Annotated in this window: 12 protein-coding genes; 9 read left to right on the forward strand and 3 right to left on the reverse strand. The window is 70.8% G+C overall.

Going from position 1 to position 15,934, the window contains the following annotated elements:
• Positions 1-2: 2 nt before the first annotated feature.
• Positions 3-911 (forward strand): ATP-grasp domain-containing protein, encoded by a 909-nt coding sequence (locus OIE47_RS25020; protein WP_326556959.1) that lies wholly within the window; start codon positions 3-5, stop codon positions 909-911.
• A 192-nt stretch (positions 912-1,103) separates the two neighbouring features.
• On the opposite strand, the gene OIE47_RS25025 is transcribed toward OIE47_RS25020, so the two are convergent.
• Positions 1,104-2,063, reverse strand: a complete 960-nt coding sequence (locus OIE47_RS25025) for a COX15/CtaA family protein (RefSeq protein ID WP_326556960.1) — start codon at positions 2,061-2,063, stop codon at positions 1,104-1,106.
• Positions 2,064-2,264: 201 nt separating this feature from the next.
• Here OIE47_RS25025 and OIE47_RS25030 point away from each other — a divergent pair, with 201 nt between their 5' ends.
• Genes OIE47_RS25030 through OIE47_RS25065 form a run of 8 tightly spaced genes read left to right on the forward strand, consistent with a single transcriptional unit; the run spans position 2,265 to position 8,934 of the window.
• Entirely contained in the window at positions 2,265-2,954 is a 690-nt protein-coding gene (locus OIE47_RS25030) for a helix-turn-helix transcriptional regulator (RefSeq protein WP_442791988.1), read from the forward strand.
• Complete coding sequence (gene sufB, locus OIE47_RS25035; protein ID WP_326556961.1) at positions 2,951-4,381, forward strand: Fe-S cluster assembly protein SufB; 1,431 nt, start codon at positions 2,951-2,953, stop codon at positions 4,379-4,381. The genes OIE47_RS25030 and sufB overlap by 4 nt, the downstream gene beginning before the upstream one ends.
• Positions 4,382-4,433: 52 nt before the next feature.
• Positions 4,434-5,576, forward strand: coding sequence for a Fe-S cluster assembly protein SufD (gene sufD, locus OIE47_RS25040; RefSeq protein ID WP_326556962.1), 1,143 nt, complete (start codon positions 4,434-4,436; stop codon positions 5,574-5,576).
• Complete coding sequence (locus tag OIE47_RS25045) at positions 5,576-5,902, forward strand: non-heme iron oxygenase ferredoxin subunit (protein WP_326556963.1); 327 nt, start codon at positions 5,576-5,578, stop codon at positions 5,900-5,902. The genes sufD and OIE47_RS25045 overlap by 1 nt, the downstream gene beginning before the upstream one ends.
• A complete protein-coding gene (gene sufC / locus OIE47_RS25050) occupies positions 5,899-6,672 on the forward strand; it encodes a Fe-S cluster assembly ATPase SufC (RefSeq protein WP_326556964.1) in 774 nt (257 codons plus the stop codon). The genes OIE47_RS25045 and sufC overlap by 4 nt, the downstream gene beginning before the upstream one ends.
• Before the next feature lie 20 nt (positions 6,673-6,692).
• Entirely contained in the window at positions 6,693-7,997 is a 1,305-nt protein-coding gene (locus tag OIE47_RS25055; RefSeq protein ID WP_326556965.1) for a cysteine desulfurase, read from the forward strand.
• A complete protein-coding gene (gene sufU / locus OIE47_RS25060) occupies positions 7,997-8,470 on the forward strand; it encodes a Fe-S cluster assembly sulfur transfer protein SufU (RefSeq protein WP_326556966.1) in 474 nt (157 codons plus the stop codon). The genes OIE47_RS25055 and sufU overlap by 1 nt, the downstream gene beginning before the upstream one ends.
• Positions 8,471-8,493: 23 nt before the next feature.
• The gene (locus OIE47_RS25065) at positions 8,494-8,934 is read left to right on the forward strand and encodes a metal-sulfur cluster assembly factor (RefSeq protein WP_326563237.1); all 441 of its coding nucleotides are present in this window, start codon (positions 8,494-8,496) and stop codon (positions 8,932-8,934) included.
• 85 nt (positions 8,935-9,019) lie between these two features.
• Here the strand turns inward: OIE47_RS25065 and OIE47_RS25070 are convergent, their stop codons facing one another.
• A complete protein-coding gene (locus OIE47_RS25070; protein ID WP_326556967.1) occupies positions 9,020-12,280 on the reverse strand; it encodes a penicillin acylase family protein in 3,261 nt (1,086 codons plus the stop codon).
• Positions 12,281-12,531: 251 nt separating this feature from the next.
• Entirely contained in the window at positions 12,532-15,843 is a 3,312-nt protein-coding gene (locus OIE47_RS25075) for a S8 family serine peptidase (protein WP_326556968.1), read from the reverse strand.
• Between the last annotated feature and the right edge of the window lie 91 nt (positions 15,844-15,934).

The following is a 15,934-nucleotide window of genomic DNA, read 5'->3' on the forward strand; positions in this document are numbered from 1 at the left end:
CCTTGTCCGATATCCACGGCGCGACCCGGGGGGAGCCCCGGGTCGCTCTTGTTACCTGTGCCGAGCTGGGCGACCTGGATCCGGACGACCGGCTGGTGCTCGGGCCGCTGACCGCCCGGGGCGTACGGGCGCAACCGGCGGTCTGGGACGACCCCGGTGTCGACTGGGCCGCGTACGACCTCGTGGTGCTCCGCTCGCCCTGGGACTACGCCCCACGCCGGGACGAGTTCGTCGGCTGGGCGGCCACCGTGCCGCACCTGGCCAACCCGGCCGAGGTGGTCCGCTGGAACACCGACAAGCGGTACCTGTCCGAGCTGAGCGACGCGGGCGTCCCGGTGGTGCCGACCGTCTGGGTCGAGCCGGGCGGGCCCTGGGAGCCGCCGTCGACCGGCGAGTACGTGATCAAACCCGCGATCAGCGCCGGCAGCCTGGACACCGGCCGTTACGACCTGTCCGACCCCGGCGTACGCGACCTGGCTCGGCGGCACGTCGACCGGCTCGGGGCGGCCGGGCGGCTGACCATGGTGCAGCCGTACCTGAGCGCGGTGGACACGGTCGGGGAGACGGCGCTGCTGTTCCTCGCCGGCCCGGACGGGCTCTCGTTCAGCCACGCGATCTGCAAGGGCGCGATGCTGACCGGGCCGGACCTGGACACCCCCGAGCTGTTCCGGCCAGAGAAGATCACTCCCCGCACCCCCGGCGCGGCCGAGCGGGCCGTGGCGGACCGGGTCCTGGCTGCCCTGCCCGGCGGCACCGATCGGCTGCTCTACGCCCGGGTGGACCTGATTCCCGGCCCGGACGGCGCCCCGGTGCTGGTCGAGGTCGAGCTGACCGAGCCGTCGCTGTTCCTGGGCCACGACCCCGGCGCCGCCGACCGCCTCGCCGACGCGATCCTCACCCGCCTCACCTGACCCACCACGCGCGCCCTGCGCGCCCCGCGCCACGGTCGAACGAGTGCCCGTCCGGAGTACGGACGGGCACTCATTTACGTGAAAGCGGGGCAACGGGCGCGACCGGTACGGAAGTGTGGGCGCCAGGAGTGCGAGCGACCACCGGCGCCCCGACCGATCGGGCGGGCGACCGGGGTCGCCGGACGGCCGGAGTCAGCGGGACAGGGCGGGGGCGGGCGTGGCGGAGGCGACGGTGTGGTCGACGGCGACGGCCGGGACGGCGGGCAGCCGTTCCCTGGTCGCCCAGAGCACCGACAGCGTCGCCAGCCAGACCAGGCACGCCCCGAGCATGTGCGCGCCGACCAGCAGCGCGGGCAGGTTCGTCAGGTACTGCACGACGCCGATCAGCCCCTGGCCCAGCTCCACCGCGAGCAGGACCGCCGCGGCGCGTACCGCGATCGGCCGGGCGCCGGCCGCGCGCAGCGCGAGCAGCAGGCCCACGGTGAGGCCGACGAGCAGGAAGACCACGTCGGCGTGGAACTGGGAGATGGCCTGGGAGTCGAGCCCGTTGCGGGCGGCGGCGGCGTCACCGGCGTGCGGTCCGCTGCCGGTGACCAGCACACCGACCACGATCACCGCGCCACTGACCGCCGTGGTGAGCCAGGCCAGCGTCCGGGCCGGTCGGGGCACGGTCAGCCGGGCCGGGCCGTCCTCCTCGCCCACCCGACGCCAGAACGCGTACGTGGAGAGCAGCAGGAGCATCGAGACGATGAAGTGGACGCCGACCACACCCGGGTTCAGGTGCATCCGTACGGTGATCCCGCCGATCACCGCCTGCGCCGCGATGCCGAGCAGGACCGCCCCGGCGAGCAGCACCAGGGACCGGCGGCGGGGCCGGTACAGCAGTGCCGCGATCAGCCCGGCGAGGGCGATCAGCCCGACCACGCCGGTGAGCGTACGGTTGCCGAACTCGATCGCCCCGTTGATGCCCAGCGCCGGTGTGGTGGTGTACGACTCGTCGGTGCAGCGGGGCCAGGTGGGGCAGCCGAGCCCGGACCCGGTGAGCCGTACGGCGCCCCCGGTGACCACGATGCCGACGTTGGCGACCACCGAGGCGAGCGCGAGGCGGCGCAGGAGCGGAAGGCTGACCGTAGGGCGGCCGAATCGGTTCACGGCGGCAATCCTACGTAGCGTAGTGGTGGGCCCCGACGGCGACCGGCGCAAACCGGTGGTCCGGATCACTCGCGGTACGGTTTGCGGTCGTCTCGGGAAATACGTAACGTTGGCGTAGTGAAAAACATGGCGGCGCTCTCTGAGCACGATCCGGTGGCCGATCCGGCCGCTGGTGCCACCATGTCTCCGCAGAACCCTTCCATGATCGCTGATCGCACCCGCGACCGGGTCACCCACCTGTTGCTCGCGCACGGCGCGTCCACCGCCGCCGAACTCGGCACGGCGCTCGGGCTCAGCCCGGCGGCGATCCGCCGGCACCTGGACGCGATGCTGGCCGACGGCGACGTGACCTCCCGTGAGCAGCCCCTGCGCGGCCACCGTGGCCGGGGCCGCCCGGCGCGGGTGTTCATGCTCACGGATTCGGCGAAGGTCCGTTGCGGCACCCACACCTACGACGGCATGGCCACCGCCGCGCTGCGCTGGATCGCCCGGCAGGGCGGGCCGAGGGCGGTCGACGCCTTCGCCGCCGAGCAGGTGTCGGGCCTGGAGGCCCGCTGCCGGGCCGCCCTGGAGGGCGCCGGCGACGACCCGATGGCCCGCGCCGAGGCGCTTGCGGGCGCGCTCACCGACGAGGGCTACGCTGCCAACGCGTCCACGATCGCCACCGGTGGCCAGCTGTGCCAGCACCACTGCCCGGTGGCCCACGTGGCCGCGGAGTTTCCCCAGCTGTGCGAGGCCGAGACGGCGGTCATCTCCCGTCTGATCGGCACCCACGTGCAGCGTCTGGCCACCATCGCGCACGGCGACGGGGTGTGCACCACGCACATCCCGGCTCAGTCGAGGCGCGCCCAACCCGGTAATCCCGTCACCACTGTGAGGACAGATAGATGACCGAGCAGATCGTTGCGCCCATCTCCCAGGAAGAGCACCTCGCCGCCCTGGGCCGGTACGAATACGGCTGGGCCGACACCGACACCGCCGGGGCGACAGCCCAGCGTGGTCTGTCCGAGGCCGTGGTGCGCAACATCTCCGCGCTCAAGAGCGAGCCCGAGTGGATGCTCGACCTCCGGCTCAAGGGCCTGCGCCTGTTCGGTCGCAAGCCGATGCCGTCCTGGGGCGCCGACCTCACCGGGATCAACTTCGACAACATCAAGTACTTCGTCCGCTCGACGGAGAAGCAGGCCGCGAGCTGGGACGACCTGCCCGCGGACATCAAGAACACCTACGACAAGCTGGGCATCCCGGAGGCCGAGAAGCAGCGGCTGATCTCCGGCGTGGCCGCCCAGTACGAGTCCGAGGTCGTGTACCACAAGATCCGTGAGGACCTGGAGGAGCAGGGTGTGCTCTTCCTCGACACCGACACCGCGCTGCGCGAGCACGAGGAACTCTTCAAGGAGTACTTCGGCACCGTGATCCCGGTCGGCGACAACAAGTTCGCCGCGCTGAACACCTCGGTGTGGTCCGGCGGCTCGTTCATCTACGTGCCCAAGGGCGTACGGGTGGACATCCCGCTGCAGGCGTACTTCCGGATCAACACCGAGAACATGGGCCAGTTCGAGCGGACCCTGATCATCGTCGACGAGGGCGCGTACGTGCACTACGTCGAGGGCTGCACCGCGCCGATCTACTCCTCCGACTCGCTGCACAGCGCGGTCGTCGAGATCGTCGTGAAGAAGAACGCGCGCTGCCGCTACACGACCATCCAGAACTGGTCGAACAACGTCTACAACCTGGTCACCAAGCGCGCCGTCTGCCACGAGGGCGCGACCATGGAGTGGATCGACGGCAACATCGGTTCCAAGGTCACCATGAAGTACCCGGCCGTCTGGATGGTCGGCGAGCACGCCAAGGGTGAGGTGCTCTCGGTGGCCATGGCCGGCGAGGGCCAGCACCAGGACGCCGGCGCCAAGATGGTGCACGCCGCGCCGCACACCTCCAGCACGATCATCTCCAAGTCGATCGCCCGTGGCGGCGGCCGTACCTCGTACCGGGGCCTGGTCCAGGTCCTGGAGGGCTCGCACCACAGCCGGTCCACGGTCAAGTGCGACGCCCTCCTGGTCGACACCATCTCCCGGTCGGACACCTACCCGTACGTCGACATCCGCGAGGACGACGTGTCGATGGGGCACGAGGCGACCGTCTCCAAGGTCAGCGAGGACCAGCTCTTCTACCTGATGAGCCGGGGGATGAGCGAGGACGAGGCGATGGCGATGATCGTCCGCGGCTTCATCGAGCCGATCGCCAAGGAACTGCCGATGGAGTACGCCCTGGAGCTCAACCGCCTGATCGAGCTGCAGATGGAGGGCGCGGTCGGCTGACGCCGCCCGCGTACCCCCAGCCGGACCTCGCCAGAGAAGACTCAAGGAAGAGATGACTACCGAGGCTTTCGCGCCGCCCACGACCAAGTCGCAGGCGCTCCGCTCGTACGACGTCGCCGACTTCCCGGCCCTCACCGGCCTGGAGGAGGAATGGCGGTTCACGCCGCTCAAGCGCCTCCGGGCGCTCGCCGGTGACCCGGCGGGTACGCCCGCCCCGCTCGGCCACGAGGTCGGGGAGCTGCCGGCCGGCGTCACCACCGCCACCATCGGCCACGACGACCCTCGGGTCGGCAGTGTGCTCACCCCGTTCGACCGGGTGAGCGCGCTCGCGCACGGTGGGGCCGCCGAGGCGTTCCTGATCTCGGTCGCCCCGGAGGCGCTGGTCACCGAGCCGGCGCTGATCCGGGTGGTCGGTCCCGGTGCGGCGCAGGTGTCCTACGGGCACACCTTCGTCGAGGTGGGCCGGTTCGCCGAGGTCACCCTGGTGCTGGAGCACACCGGCAGCGCGACCCTGGCCGACAACGTCGAGGTGGCGGTCGCCGACGGGGCGAAGCTGACCCTGGTGACGGTGACCGACTGGGCGCCGGACGCGGTCCACGCCCAGCACCTGAAGGTCCGGCTCGGCCGGGACGCGAAGGTGGTGCACGTGCAGGTCTCCCTCGGTGGTGACCTGGTACGGCAGTTCACCAGCGTGGAGTACACCGGCCGGGGAGGCGAGGCTGAGCTGTACGGGCTCTACTTCGCCGACGCCGGGCAGCACCTGGAGCACCGTCAGCTCGTCGACCACACCGAGCCGGACTGCCGCAGCTACGTGGGTTACCGCGGGGCGTTGCAGGGCGAGGGCGCGCACACGGTCTGGGTCGGTGACGTGCTGATCCGGGCCGCCGCGACCGGCACCGACACGTACGAGATCAACCGGAACCTGGTCCTGTCGGACGGGGCGCGGGCGGACTCCGTACCGAATCTCGAAATCGAGACCGGCGAGGTGGCCGGCGCCGGCCACGCCAGCGCGACCGGCCGCTTCGACGACGAGCAGCTCTTCTACCTGATGGCTCGGGGCATCCCCGAGTCGGAGGCGCGCAAGCTGGTCGTCCGTGGCTTCTTCGCCGAGCTGATCAACAAGATCCCGGTCCCGGAACTGCGCGAGCGGCTCGGCGACGCGATCGAGTCCCGGCTCGTCAAGGCGGGCTCCTGATGGTCCGGATCTGTGCGGTCGACGAGGTGCCGAAGGGCGCCGTCGTCCGGGCAGAGGTCGACGGCACCGCGATCGCCCTGGTGCACGCCGACGACGACGCCTTCTACGCCATCCGGGACGAGTGTTCACACGCCGCGGTCGCCCTCTCCGAGGGTGAGCTCGACGGCTGCACGCTCGAGTGCTGGCTGCACGGCTCCCGGTTCGACCTGCGGACCGGTGAGCCGAGCGGCCTGCCCGCCACCGAACCCGTGCCCGTTTATCCCGTCGAGGTCCGCGACGGCGATGTATTCGTCAGTCTTACGCCAAGCAATGGAGTTACCCCGTGAGCGTTCTGGAGATCCGTGACCTGCAGGTGTCGGTCAAGCTGCCCGAGGGCGAGCTCAAGCCGATCCTGGCCGGCGTCGACCTGACCGTGCGGGCGGGGGAGACCCACGCCATCATGGGACCGAACGGGTCGGGCAAGTCGACCCTGGCCTACTCGATCGCCGGTCACCCGAAGTACCAGATCACCGGTGGCTCGGTGACCCTCGACGGCGTCGACGTGCTGTCGCTGACCGTGGACGAGCGGGCCCGCGCCGGGCTCTTCCTGGCCATGCAGTACCCGGTCGAGGTCCCCGGCGTGTCGGTGGCCAACTTCCTGCGTACCGCCAAGGGCGCGATCGACGGTCAGGCGCCGAAGCTGCGCACCTGGGCCGGCGAGCTGCGCAGCGCGATGGAGCGGCTGCAGATGGACCCGGCGTTCGCCCAGCGCAACGTCAACGAGGGCTTCTCCGGCGGTGAGAAGAAGCGGCACGAGATCGTGCAGCTCGAACTGCTCAAGCCGAAGGTGGCGATCCTCGACGAGACCGACTCCGGTCTCGACATCGACGCCCTGCGGGTGGTCAGCGAGGGCGTCAACCGGGTCCGCGAGACCGGCGAGACCGGCCTGCTGCTGATCACCCACTACACCCGGATCCTGCGCTACATCAAGCCGGACTTCGTGCACGTCTTCGTCGGCGGCAAGATCGTCGAGCAGGGCGGCCCGGAACTGTCCGAGAAGCTCGAGGCCGAGGGCTACGAGCGGTACGTGGCCGGAGCCGGCGCGGCTCGGGCCTGAACGAGAGAAAGCTGCCGGAGATGACCACGATCGCGATCCCGCCGGGTATGCCGCAGTACGACGACGTGCCCCGCTTCGACGTGTCGAAGGTGCGCGCCGACTTCCCGATCCTCGATCGGCAGGTCAACGGGCACCCGCTGGTCTATCTGGACAGCGCCAACACCTCGCAGAAACCGCGGCAGGTGCTCGACGTCCTGCGGGAGCACTACGAGCGGCACAACGGCAACGTGTCCCGCTCGGTGCACACCCTGGGCACCGAGGCGACCGAGGCGTACGAGGGGGCGCGGGCGAAGGTGGCTGCCTTCATCAACGCCCCGAGCCGGGACGAGGTGGTGTTCACCAAGAACTCCACCGAGGCGATCAACCTGGTCGCGTACGCCTTCTCGAACGCCTCCGTCGGCACCCACGGTGACCCGAGGTTCCGCCTCGGCCCCGGCGACGAGGTGGTGATCTCCGAGATGGAGCACCACTCGAACATCGTCCCGTGGCAGTTGCTCTGCGAGCGGACCGGCGCCACCCTGCGCTGGTTCCCGCTCACCGAGGGCGGCAGGTTGGACGAGTCCGGGGTGGACGACCTGATCAACGAGCGGACCAAGCTGGTCTCGCTGGTGCACGTCTCCAACATCCTCGGCACGGTCAACGCCACCGCCCGGATCACCGCCCGGGTCCGCGAGGTCGGTGCCCTGCTGATGCTCGACTGCTCGCAGTCGGTGCCGCACATCCCGGTCGACGTGGTCGACCTGGACGTCGACTTCATCGCGTTCACCGGGCACAAGATGTGCGCGCCGACCGGCATCGGGGTGCTCTGGGGCCGGGCGGAGCTGCTCGCGGCGATGCCCCCGTTCCTGGGCGGCGGCTCGATGATCGAGACCGTCTCCATGGGTGGGTCCACGTTCGCCCCGCCGCCGGCCCGGTTCGAGGCGGGCACCCCGCCGATCGCCGAGGCGGTGGCGCTCGGCGCGGCGGTCGACTACCTCACCGGTATCGGCATGCGGGCGATCCAGTGGCACGAGAAGGAGATCACCGCGTACGCGTTGGACGCGCTCGGGACCGTACCCGGGTTGCGGATCTTCGGGCCGGTGGTGCCGATCGGCCGGGGCGGCACGATCTCGTTCGCGCTCGACGGCGTGCACCCGCACGACGTCGGGCAGGTGCTGGACGACCAGGGTGTGCAGGTACGGGTCGGGCACCACTGCGCCCGCCCGGTGTGCGTCCGGTACGGCGTACCGGCGACGACCCGCGCCTCGTTCTACCTCTACACCACCACCGCGGAGATCGATTCGATGGTGGCTGCTCTCGAGCAGGTGCGAAAGGTTTTCGGCTGATGCAACTCGACCAGCTCTACCAGGAGATCATCCTGGATCATTACAAGCACCCGCACGGTCGCGGGCTGCGCGACCCGGCCGACAAGTCCGGTCAGGTCGCGGAGGCCCACCACGTCAACCCGACCTGTGGTGACGAGGTGACCATGCGGGTGGCGGTGGCGCGGGACGTGCTGTCCGACATCTCGTACGACGGCATGGGCTGTTCGATCAGCCAGGCCTCGGCGAGCGTGCTGCACGAACTGCTCAACGGTCGTGGTGCCGACGAGGCGTTCGCCGTGCACGCGGCGTTCGTCGAGCTGGTCTCCGGTCGCGGGCTGGTGACTCCGGACGAGGAGGTGCTGGGTGACGGGGTGGCTTTCGCCGGTGTCGCCCGCTACCCGGGCCGGGTGAAATGTGCGCTGCTGCCGTGGATGGCGTTCAAGGACGCCGCGGTACGCGCCGGTGTGGGCGTGAGCCCGGAGGTGAAGGCATGAGCGAGCGCAGCGAGGTGCTGGACATGAGTTCCGAGGAGAGCGTCGGCGCGACCGGTGCGGCCGAGGTCGCCGCCACCGGCGCGGATGACACCGCCGCGACCGGCACGGGCGACACCCTTGCCGCCGCGCCGGCCGTCAGCAAGGCCGCGATCGGTGAGATCGAAGAGGCGATGAAGGACGTCGTCGACCCCGAACTGGGCATCAACGTGGTCGACCTCGGGTTGGTCTACGGGGTGCACGTCGGTGACGACAACGTCGCCACCCTGGACATGACGCTGACCTCGGCGGCCTGCCCGCTGACCGACGTCATCGAGGACCAGACCCGCCAGGCGCTGACCACCGGCCCCGGTGGCGGCCTGGTCGCCGACTTCCGGATCAACTGGGTCTGGCTCCCGCCGTGGGGCCCCGACAAGATCACCGACGAGGGCCGCGACCAACTCCGCGCCCTCGGCTTCAACGTCTGACGGTCTCCCGGCAAGACGCAGTTGTAGAGAAAGAGTGGCTGTCCCGGTGCGGATAGCCACTCTTTCTCTGTTCGAGGGCGTCGCGTCAGTGGGTGTAGAGCTCGAACTCCCAGAGGGAGAAGCCGTAGGTGGTGGCTCGGGTTTGGCCGTGCATGCGGATGTGGCGGGTTGGGGTGGCGGGGAAGTCGACGTTGTCCGTGCCGCCGTCGCCGGTGGTGGTGGACCAGACCGGCTGCCAGGTGTTGCCGTCGGTCGAGACCTCGATCCGGTAGGACCGGGCGTACGCCGATTCCCAGCTCAGGACCGCCCGGCTGACCGGCCGGACCGAACCCAGGTCGACCGTGATCGACTGGTTGTCCGACCAGGAACTCGCCCAGCGGGTGCCGGGATCACCGTCGACCGCGCGGGCGGCACCGTTACCGAGTTGGCTGCTCGACGCGGTCACCGTACGCCCGGCGGCCAGGTTGCCCACGTTGTCGCCGCGCCGGGCCGGGAACGACACCACCTGCTGGTACGTCGGCCGGTTCTGCCAGGCGATGGTGGCGTGCTTGATCCCGCCGAGCGGTGACTGGATGATCGAGTCGGCGCACCACTGGTCACCGGCCGAGCAGCTCTCGTCGCCCGGGTAGACGGTGTTCGCCGGCTGGGCGGCGGCGGTGCGCAGCGTGTCCAGCAGGATCTGCCGGCAGGAGGCCAGGTTGCCGCCGCCGCAGTAGGTGCGGCCGAGCCCACCCTGCACCGGGTCGCCGAGCACCGCGCGGAGGTCCTTGTCGACCCAGCCCCACCAGCCGTACTGGAACGACGAGCCCTTGTGTGCCTGGGCCTCGTTCGCCGACGTCGGCAGGTCGGAGACGTCGCCGCGCTGGTGACCGGACGGCGACTCGTTGACCTGCATCGCGTTCACCAGGGACTGGTAGAGGTCGGCCCCGAGCGGCGCCTTGAACTGGCCGTTGACCAGCAGCGGCCACCACGCGTCGAAGACCCGGATCGCCTCGGCGTGCTGGTACACCTTCGACCCGCTGGCGGTCTCCACCCGCAGGGCCCCGGCCTGCCGCCAGCTCTTCAACCGGCCGATCACGGTGGCCAGGTTGGTGTCGGTCACCGGCTGGCTCTCCAGCACCCGGATCAACTCGTCGAGTACCTCGATGCCGCGCAGGTCGGTCAGCCCGGCCCGTTCCACCAGGGTGGTGAGCGACGCCCGGTCGAACTTCTGTCCGGCGGCCAGCGCGGCCCGTACCGGCTTGTCGAGCAGGTCGCCCCGGTGCACCGCACCGAAGCTGAAGTTGCCGTCGGCCGCACCGAAGTCCTTCGCCTGCTTGTTGTTCCAGCTCACGTAGTAGTCCTGGTTGACCGAGTTCGGGTGCGCGGCGACCGGGGTGTAGGTGGCGGTGTTGGTCACCGGGTCGAAACCGGGCCACTCGTACGCCGGTTCGGCCTTCTGCGGCAGGTTCGGGTTCGACCCGGCGGCGCGTACCGGGTTGAGGCCGGAGTTGAAGTACGCCGACTCGGTGGAGTTGACGTAGAACCAGTTGAACGCGTACCCGATGGTGGCGGCGGATTCCTTGAACGCGGCGGCGCTGCCCATCGCGGCCGGGTCGTTGAACATCTGGAACCCGATCGCCGAGTCCGCCTCGTGCCGGTACGTCGACCGCAACGACGTGAACGCGTACGGCTGACCGCCTACGTTCCCGCGCCAGGAGACCAGCCCGAGCGCGGTACGCCAGGCGATGATCCGGTACGACCCGGCCGGTGTGCCGTCGGCGACGCTCGGGGTCCAGGAGTTGACGTGCGACAGCTCCTCCATCGCCAGGCACTGCCCCCGGAAGCGGTAGCGGTTGCTGGCCAGGGTGGGCGCGCTGCCGTCGGTGGTGCAGAGCGGGACCGCGTACGTGTCGGTGATGTCCTGGTTGGACGAGGTGGCGCTCCACGCGTAGTCCTGACCACGGCCGAGCAGGACGTAGAGGTTGATCCCGGCGAACGCCGCGCCCCGGGCGCTGATCCCCGGACCCTGCAGCTCCTGCACCATCAGTAGCTGCGGGGAGAAGTAGCCGGTCTGGGGGCCGAAGACGGCGACCGGGTGTCCGGTGCTGGAGTGCTCGGCGGAGATCACCGCCGCGTTCGACATGCCCCGGCTGGCCGGGGTGATGGTCAGCCCGGACAGCGCGGCGGCGAGTTCGGACGGGCCGCCGGTGTTGCTGGTCGCCGAACCGGTCTGGCCGGTGACCACCGGTTCCACCCGGCTGGTGCCGGCGTCGGGCAGCACCACGCTGGGCGCGTCCGGCGAGGCACCACCGTAGGGGAAGCTCTGCCCGTCGTGCAGGGTCAGCACCGCCTCCGGGTCGTTCTCGGCCCGGAACGCGGCCCACACCCTGTCCCCCTCGACCGGGCCGTACTTCGCCCGCGCGGCGATCCGGACCAGGGCCGACTGCATCTCGGTGCCGCCACCGCCGCCGAACAGCCCGCCGACGACACCGGCGATGGCGATCAGGTCGGTCATCTCGAACCGGACCGGGCCACCCGCGTTGGTGATCGCGTCCAGGTGCCCGGTGAGCACGTACTCGCCGGGGCAGTTGCGGTTGGCCATGCAGACACCGATGTACGCGTTGATCCCGTCGATGTACTCGCGTACGTCGGCGTAGAGCTGCTCGCCGCGCGGGCCGCGCTGGCGCAGCGCCTCGACCTGGGCCTGGAGGTCCGCCTCGGTGTACGGCGAGTTGCGCCAGACGCTCTGCTCGAGCGCCCGGTTGCCGGGGGCGCCCCCCGCGAACGGGGTGAGCGTGCCGCGCCCGACGTGCCGGAGCAGGTCCATGGTGAACAGCCGGTCCTCGGCACCGGCGAAGCCCGCCCCGTACATGGTGCCGCCACGGGTGGTGCCGGTGATGTGCGGTACGCCGGTGGACCGGTCCCGGACGATGGTCACGTCGGCGCGCGGGGAGTAGGTCCGCTCGGCCTGGCCCGGCGGGACTCCGAAGGAGGCGTCGTTGAAGAAGTTCCCGAGCTGGTCCTCGCGCAGGCCGGCGTAGCCGTAGACCAGGTTGGCGTACTTGCCGAGCTGGTCGCCGGAGTGTCGGGGCAGGGTGCCGAAGGCCTGGTTGCCGAGGACCTCGACCAGGGTGGCGTTGCCGTTCTGACCGGGCGGCAGGATGTCGGCGCACTCGCCGAGGCAGTAGTCGGTGGCGGCGAAGGAGGTGGTGCCGACCCCGTCCGGTGCGGCGGCGCTGGCACCCACCCGGTCCGGTGCGGGGGCGGCCTGCGCGGGTGCGGGTCCGGCGACGAGCGTGGTCGCGGTGGTGACCAGGACGGCGAGGGCCGCCGTCACCCGTCGATTCAGGACATGTCGGGGCATGGCTGATCCTCCTGCCGGTGGGATCATTACATGAAGAAACCTCGGGTACCGGATGGTAACCGTTCGTGAAGAACGTTGGAAAGACCTAACACCATCGATACCTCACCGACATCCGGTCCTGCTCCGCGTCCCCATGGGACGGTCGGTATCGGGTCGCCACGACAAACGGCGACCCGACCGCCGGAGCCGGCAGCCGGGTCGCCGTCGTGCCACGGTGGCGCGCCCCGAGGGGACGCGCCACCGGGTGATCGTCAGCCGGCGTGGTACGCCCGGATGATCGTCTGTTCGATCCCGCTCCCGCCGCTCCCGCCGGCCTTCACCTTCAGCGATACGGCCTGTCCCGTCTTGACCGTCGGCAGGTCGGCACGGTAGCCATCACCGTCCCGGCCGACCCGGGCCGAGCGCCAGGTGGCCCCGTCGTCGGTCGACGTCCAGAGCTGGAACGACTCCACCCGCTGGGCCGGTACGCCGTTCGCCTGCCGGACCCGGAAGCTGGCCGCTCCGCCCGTCGGGTGGTTGGCGGCGTCCAACGGCAGCGCGTAGTCGACCGAGAGCAGCGGCAGGGCAACACTGCGGGTGCCGCTCGGACCGGCCGACCGGAACGTCCACGCCGTGCTGACCCGGGTCGAGACCGGCAGGATCAGGCTCGTGTCGACGTCGAAGGTCAACCGGTAGTCCGCCGCCGCGCTGGGCACGGTGAAGTCGGCCAGCGACGCCGCCCGTTCCTCGACCAGCTTCCCGTCGCGGTACAGGGCGAGCTTGCGGGTGACCCCGATCGTCCCGCCCGCGAGGCAGTCGGCCCGCTGGTGCGCGTCGGTGAGCAGGACCAGGTCGACGTGCAGGTTGCCGCTGGTCCGCGACGGTGCGGTGGCGCAGCTGAACTCCGCGCCGGACGGGTCGTCGTACCAGTCCGAGTGCAGCGGCTGCCGGGCCCAGATCGTCGACTGGCGGCTGCCCGCCCGGTAGACGCGGTCGCCCTGGGAGGCGTTCAGTCCACCGTAGATTCCCTCGTCCTTCCAGGTGTAGCCGGGCGTGACGTAGTCGGTCCGGTGCACCGGCAGGTCGTACGTCCGGTTCTGCAGCAGCGGCATGGACCCGTCCGGGGTGAAGCCGGAACGTCGCAGAGAGGTGAACATCTCCGGGGAGTCGATCTGGTTGAACCGCTGGTCGATCCGGGCGAGGCGGGCGCGTTCCGCCGTACTCACCCGGTAGGTCGGATCGGCCGGCACACCCCGGTCGTACGCGTGGACCAGGTCGTAGTGCTCCGGGGTGCCCGTGGTGGCGGTGGTGTCCATGGCGAAGCCCGCGTAGGCCCGGAGGGTCCCGATCCCGGGACGCTCCATCGGCTCCACCGACACCCTCGCCGAGGGACCGAAACCGGTGACGCTCTGGAACCAGGTCAGACCGGTGCGGGAGGTGTGGACGTTGGTGAACTGGACCGTGCCGGTCTTCGTGGCGACCCGGTCGATCGTCGCGGTCACCTGCTTCGCCCGCGCCGGGTCCAGTGTCATGGTCCGGTCGGCGGTGACGGCGATGTCCGGGACGCCGACGATGGCGCCCTGCTGGTTGTCGGTCTCCGGGTCATAGACGGTGTACGCCCCGGTGATCGCGTACCGGCCGGCGGGGACCCGGAGGGTGACGGTCCTACCGGCGACGGTGAAGTCGCCCCCGCCGTAGACGGTCGGGTCGTCCAGGTTGGTCACCGACACACCTACCCAGTTGTCCGCGCTCGGCGGCAGGTCCTTCGTCGCCACCGTGTTGATGGTCAGGTCGTGGCTCGGCGCCTCCACGTAGAAGGTCACCGGCGTACGCGACACGACCCTGTCCCGGACGCGGGCGGTCACCACGGCGCCGTAGAGGCCGGGCTTTCCGGCCACCGCCGCACGGTCGATCCGCAGCGTGGTGCCGGCGGACGCGCCGGGCTTGAGGCGTACCCGGGTTTCGGAGAGCGACGCGGTGCGCCGCGGCGCGGCCGTCCCCGCGTGGTCGGTGACCGTGACGTCGAGGTCGAGGTCGACCGTCGTGGCCTTCGGGTCACCGGTCCAGCTCAGCGATGCCGTGCCGGACCCCTGCTGCGGGTACGGGAACGTGCCGAGGGCAACCACCGGCTGGTTGCTGACCGGGCCGGACAGGGACCGGACCGCGTTGAGCCGACCGGCACCGACGGCGTACGGGTCCGCGCCGGGCAGGGCGTCGGCGGCACCGACGAGTCCGGCCTTGAGCCGGGCGGCGGTCCAGTCCGGGTAACGCTGGGCGAGCAGTGCCGCGGCACCGGCGGCGTGGGGTGTTGCCATCGAGGTGCCGTCGGCGCCGGTGTAGTACTGGTCGACCGGCGCACCCAGCTGGGTGCCGGCAGCCCGGCCGGCGACGATGCCGACGCCCGGTGCCACCAGTTCCGGCTTGGCCGCGCGGCTGTTGACCATCGGCCCCCGGCTGGAGAAGTCCGCCAGGTTGTCGGCGTCGTCGACCGCGCCGACGGTCAGCGCGGTGCTGGCGGCGGCGGGCGAGGAGATCGCGCCGCCGCTGTTGCCGGCGGCGATGACAAACAGCGCGCCGGTCTGCTTCGACAGGGCGTCGACGGCGAGGGAGAGCGGGTCGGTCCCGTCGCTCGGGTCGGTGCCACCGAGGCTCATGTTGATCACGTCGGCGCGGGCGGCGGCCCACTCCATACCGGCGATGATCTGCGAGTCCTCGCCGTAACCGGTGTCGTCGAGGACCTTGCCGACGACGAGTCGGGCACCGGGTGCGACACCACGGCGCTGGCCGTGCGACGCCGCGCCGGTGCCGGCGATGGTCGTGGCCACGTGCGTACCGTGTCCGTGGTGGTCGACGGCGTCGCCGCCCGCAACGGTGAAGTCGGCCCGGTCGACGATCTGACCGGCCAGGTCCGGGTGACCGAAGTCGGCCCCGGTGTCGAGCACGGCGACCCGGGCGCCCTTGCCGGTGTACCCGGCGTCCCAGGCCTCGGGGGCGGAGACCTGGCGCAGGTTGCGGTCGAGGTTGCTGCCGGACGTGGTGGTGGCCCGGACCCTGCGGTCCAGCCAGACCTTCGCCGCCCCACCGAGCAGGCCGTCGGTGGCCTGCTTCGCGGCGACGGGTGACTTCTTGGGTACGTGACCGGCCACCGCGCCGATGCTCGGCAGTTGCCGTACGTCGCCGAGGGTCGCCATCCGCGCGTTCGCCCGGGGCTGCACGATCACCGGGAGCTCGGGGGTGCTGGCGTCGTCGTACCCGTCCTCGATCAGCGCGGTGACGTCGAAGAGGGTCGGGTCGAAGACGGGTCCGACCTGCGCCGCGATGCTCGCCGGGATGACCCGTACGTGGCCGTCGGGACCGCAGCTCTGCTGGATCACCCCGTTCGGGTCGACCGGATCGACCCGGACCCTCGGGCATCCGGTACCGGTCGTCTCGACGGTCACCACGTCCCCGGTCAACAGGGTGACGGTGTACGTCTTCCCCGTGGGGGCGGCACTCTCGCCGGCCAGGACCGGGCTACCCGGTACGAAGCCGACCATGGTGGCGACCAGTGTCATCGCGGGCAGCCAGCGCAAACTCCTGTGCATTCTGCTCCCTTGTGTACGATCAGCCGCTTTCGTGCGGCGCGGCCATGATCATATGCACGCGAACCGTTGCAAGATCGCGACAGGGGCGTTA

The organism is Micromonospora sp. NBC_01796, assembly GCF_035917455.1.
In the GTDB taxonomy this organism is placed as follows: Bacteria; Actinomycetota; Actinomycetes; order Mycobacteriales; family Micromonosporaceae; genus Micromonospora_G.

Excerpts from the sequence above, each read along its gene's own strand:
- OIE47_RS25030 (WP_442791988.1), top strand. The coding sequence starts at position 2,265 with ATGATCGCTGATCGCACCCGCGACCGGGTCACCCACCTGTTGCTCGCG.
- sufB (WP_326556961.1), top strand. The coding sequence starts at position 2,951 with ATGACCGAGCAGATCGTTGCGCCCATCTCCCAGGAAGAGCACCTCGCC.
- sufD (WP_326556962.1), top strand. The coding sequence starts at position 4,434 with ATGACTACCGAGGCTTTCGCGCCGCCCACGACCAAGTCGCAGGCGCTC.
- OIE47_RS25045 (WP_326556963.1), top strand. The coding sequence starts at position 5,576 with ATGGTCCGGATCTGTGCGGTCGACGAGGTGCCGAAGGGCGCCGTCGTC.
- OIE47_RS25055 (WP_326556965.1), top strand. The coding sequence starts at position 6,693 with ATGACCACGATCGCGATCCCGCCGGGTATGCCGCAGTACGACGACGTG.
- sufU (WP_326556966.1), top strand. The coding sequence starts at position 7,997 with ATGCAACTCGACCAGCTCTACCAGGAGATCATCCTGGATCATTACAAG.
- OIE47_RS25065 (WP_326563237.1), top strand. The coding sequence starts at position 8,494 with ATGAGTTCCGAGGAGAGCGTCGGCGCGACCGGTGCGGCCGAGGTCGCC.
- OIE47_RS25070 (WP_326556967.1), bottom strand. The coding sequence starts at position 12,280 with ATGCCCCGACATGTCCTGAATCGACGGGTGACGGCGGCCCTCGCCGTC.
- OIE47_RS25075 (WP_326556968.1), bottom strand. The coding sequence starts at position 15,843 with ATGCACAGGAGTTTGCGCTGGCTGCCCGCGATGACACTGGTCGCCACC.